Raw genomic sequence first — 3,554 nt, forward strand, 5'->3', positions numbered from 1 at the left:
GGCCTCGTGCGCGACGCGGCGGCGAACACCTGGCGCGGTGAAATCTACGCGGTCCCCACCAGCGACATCCAGGGCGGCGGCCCGCTCCGGACCGGCAACGTCGTGTTCAACCCCGACGGCACCATCAACATGGCCGCCAGCCCGCTCTTCGCTTCCCCGCTGGTGATCAACGCGTCCGGCGGCGCCGCGCCCGCCTGGGCCACGGCGCTGGGCGTCGAGGACAACAGCATCACCTTCGACGTCGACGCGCTCACCCAGTACTCCGCCCCTTCCGCGGTGGACTATGTGAACCCGAACGGCGCCAGCCCCGGCAACATCGTCGGCGTGTCGGTGGACGAGAAGGGCATCATCTCGGCGACGTTCGACAACACCGAGGTCCGCAAGATCGCCCAGATCGGCCTGGCCACCTTCCCGAACCCGGACGGCCTTCTGGGCGTCTCGGGCGGAGCTTATGTGCCGACGCTGATGAGCGGCGACTTCACGATCAAGGAGGCCGGCGTGGCCGGCGCCGGCAACATCGCGCCACAGGCGCTGGAGGCCTCGACGGTGGACCTCTCTGCCGAGTTCACCGGCCTGATCACTACCCAGAGGGCCTATTCAGCCTCTTCGAAGATCATCACGACCGCCGATCAGATGTTGGAAGAACTCCTCAACATTAAGCGTTAGTAGTAGAAGTTAACGAGAGCTAGCAGCCGGTGACATCCCGACCTGTACCATTTTCTTACATCGGAACAGGAATGATTAGTCAATTCTTTACCTACGGGATTCACCGACTGTTATGGCCGCGGGCGTATGGTCCCTCCTGAGAAGTGATGGTGGGAGACGCGTAAAACCATGTTGCAACAGCAGCAAACGCGCACGAACAGCCGCGGCGAGGCCTATGTGATCGGGCCGACCGGCGCGCCGCTGACGATCAACGACCTGCCGCCGCCGGACACCGGCCGGTGGGTGATCCGGCGCAAGGCCGAGGTGGTGGCGGCCGTTCGCGGCGGTCTCCTGACCCTCGAGGCGGCGCTCGAGCGCTACCGCCTGACGAGCGAGGAGTTCCTCGCCTGGCAGCGGTCCATCGACAAGCACGGCCTGGCGGGCCTGCGGACCACTCGGATCCAGCAGTACCGCTAGGTCTTCCTCGTCTCCCAGGGAAACCTGGACCAGAACGGCCCCGTCCCGACGGGGCCGTTTTCGTTTGGGTCTCGTTGAGACGTCCGGCGGCAGGTGGGGTGGATTGACTGCGGCCGGCGCGCATGGCTCCAGTCGCCCATGGCCACCCTGATCCTCAGCGTCATCGGAAGCGATCGGCCCGGGCTGACGCAGGCGCTCGCGGGCGCCGTCCTCGCGGCCGGCGGCAACTGGCTGGAGAGTCACCTCAGCCGGCTGGGCGGCCTCTACGTCGGGTCGGTGCTGGTCGAGCTGGACGCTGGCCGCGTCGAGGCCCTGCGCGCCGCTGTCCGCGACGTGGACGCCCAGGGGCTCGAGGTGCGGATCGCCCCCGCCGTTGAAGGCGCAGGGGCGGCGGGCGAGGCGGTCGACCTCAGCCTCGTCGGCCAGGACCGCCCCGGCATCGTGCACCAGGTGACCGGCGCCCTGAGCGCGGTCGGCGCGAACATTGAAGCCTTCGAGACCCGCATCAGCGTCGAGCCCCACTCCGGCGCCCCGCTGTTCCACATGGACGCCCGCCTGCGCCTGCCGCCGGCGGTGAAGGCCGACGCGGTGCAGGCGGCGCTGGAGGAGATCTCGGGCGAGATCATGGTCGACATCTCGCTCAGCCCGGCCGAGGCGGCCTGAACGGTCAGGCGCCGGGCAGGCCGCCGATCCGCCGCACGCTGATCAGGATCCGCTCGCGCTCGCCCGGGCGGCGCTCCACCAGCAGGCGCGCGACCTGGGCGTCGTCGTGGAAGACATAGCCCTTGATGGCGTCCAGGATGGCCTTGGCCAGATTGTCGAGGTCGAGCCAGGGGGGTTCGCCCACATATTCCATGATGATCTCGACGGAAAATTCGCCCCAACCGGGCCGCGCGCCGCGCCAGACCTTGCGGAAGAACTCGTAGATCAGCGGCTTGTAGTAGCGGGCCTGGGTGGTCAGCCCATCGACCACCACCTCGATCGCGCCTTCCGCCTCACGCGCGCGCACCTTGCCGTGCTGGGTCCAGGCGTCGGTCACCGGCCCTAACTAGCGGCCTCGCGCGCCCACCGCCACTCCCGCCGCTTGCAACTCCTCCTCACCTCGCTAAACCGCTGGCGCAGTTTGATCGCCGGAGGCCCTGGATGACCGCGACCCGCACCGAGACCGACACCTTCGGGCCGATCGAGGTGCCCGCCGACCGCTACTGGGGCGCCCAGACCCAGCGCTCGCTGAGCAACTTCAAGATCGGCTGGGAGAAGCAGCCGCAGCCGATCATCAAGGCCCTGGGCGTGGTCAAGCGGGCCGCCGCCGAGGCCAACATGGCGTTGGGGAAGCTGGACCCCGCGGTCGGCGCCGCCATTGTCGCCGCCGCCCAGGAGGTGATCGACGGCAAACTCGACGACCACTTCCCGCTGGTGGTGTGGCAGACCGGCTCTGGCACCCAGTCGAACATGAACGCCAACGAGGTGATCTCGAACCGGGCGATCGAGATGCTGGGCGGGACCATGGGCTCCAAGAGCCCGGTCCACCCCAACGACCACGTCAACATGAGCCAGTCGTCGAACGACACCTATCCGACGGCCATGCACATCGCCTGCGCCGAGGAGGTGGCCCGCCACGTGATGCCGGCGCTGGAGCATCTGCACTCGGCGCTGAACGCCAAGACCAAGGCCTTCGCCCACATCATCAAGATCGGCCGCACCCACACCCAGGACGCCACGCCGCTGACGTTGGGCCAGGAGTTCGGCGGGTACGCGCACCAGGTCGCCATGAGCGTGCGGCGCATCAAGGAGAGCCTCTACGGCCTCTATGAGCTGGCCCAGGGCGGCACCGCCGTAGGCACGGGCCTCAACGCCCCCGTTGGCTTCGCCGAGAAGGTGGCCGAGCGGATCGCCTCCATCACCCATCTGCCGTTCGTCACCGCACCGAACAAGTTCGAGGCGCTGGCGGCCCACGACGCCATGGTGTTCAGCCACGGGGCGCTGAACTCGGCCGCCGCGGCCCTTTTCAAGATCGCCAACGACATCCGCTTCCTGGGCTCGGGCCCGCGCGCGGGCCTTGGCGAGCTGGCCCTGCCGGAGAACGAGCCCGGCTCGTCGATCATGCCGGGCAAGGTCAACCCGACCCAGGCCGAGGCCCTGACCATGGTCTGCGCCCACGTGATGGGCAACCAGACGGCGATCAGCTTCGCCGGCAGCCAGGGCCACTTCGAGCTGAACGTCTTCAACCCGGTGATGGCCTACAACTTCCTGCAATCCTGCCGGCTGCTCTCCGATGCGGCCATCTCCTTCACCGACAACATGGTCGTCGGCATCGAGCCGCGCGAGGACAACATCAAGGCCAACCTCGAGCGCTCGCTGATGCTGGTCACGGCGCTCGCACCGAAGATCGGCTACGACAACGCCGCCAAGATCGCCAAGACCGCCCACAA

General features: G+C 68.0%; 5 protein-coding genes. 4 read left to right on the forward strand and 1 reads right to left on the reverse strand.

Annotated elements, in window-relative coordinates; genetic code table 11:
* The 3 genes from VHK87_RS06805 to VHK87_RS06815 all read left to right on the forward strand — a co-directional run.
* On the forward strand, positions 1-666 hold a 666-nt coding region (locus VHK87_RS06805), incomplete at its 5' end, for a flagellar hook-basal body complex protein (protein ID WP_329634145.1).
* 168 nt (positions 667-834) lie between these two features.
* Positions 835-1,122, forward strand: coding sequence for a DUF1153 domain-containing protein (locus tag VHK87_RS06810; RefSeq protein WP_329634146.1), 288 nt, complete (start codon positions 835-837; stop codon positions 1,120-1,122).
* A 138-nt stretch (positions 1,123-1,260) separates the two neighbouring features.
* Entirely contained in the window at positions 1,261-1,785 is a 525-nt protein-coding gene (locus VHK87_RS06815; RefSeq protein ID WP_329634147.1) for a glycine cleavage system protein R, read from the forward strand.
* 4 nt (positions 1,786-1,789) lie between these two features.
* Here VHK87_RS06815 and VHK87_RS06820 read toward each other — a convergent pair whose 3' ends face one another.
* Positions 1,790-2,161, reverse strand: a complete 372-nt coding sequence (locus tag VHK87_RS06820) for a RusA family crossover junction endodeoxyribonuclease (RefSeq protein WP_329634148.1) — start codon at positions 2,159-2,161, stop codon at positions 1,790-1,792.
* A 104-nt stretch (positions 2,162-2,265) separates the two neighbouring features.
* On the opposite strand from VHK87_RS06820, the gene fumC reads away from it, so the two are divergent.
* A partial coding sequence (gene fumC, locus VHK87_RS06825; RefSeq protein WP_329634149.1) for a class II fumarate hydratase occupies positions 2,266-3,554 on the forward strand: 1,289 nt, incomplete at its 3' end.

Source organism: Phenylobacterium sp. (genome assembly GCF_036263695.1).
In the GTDB taxonomy this organism is placed as follows: Bacteria; Pseudomonadota; Alphaproteobacteria; order Caulobacterales; family Caulobacteraceae; genus Phenylobacterium.

What these genes read in the sequence shown, in the direction of transcription:
- VHK87_RS06810 (WP_329634146.1), top strand. Translation starts at nt 835, where the DNA reads ATGTTGCAACAGCAGCAAACGCGCACGAACAGCCGCGGCGAGGCCTAT.
- VHK87_RS06815 (WP_329634147.1), top strand. Translation starts at nt 1,261, where the DNA reads ATGGCCACCCTGATCCTCAGCGTCATCGGAAGCGATCGGCCCGGGCTG.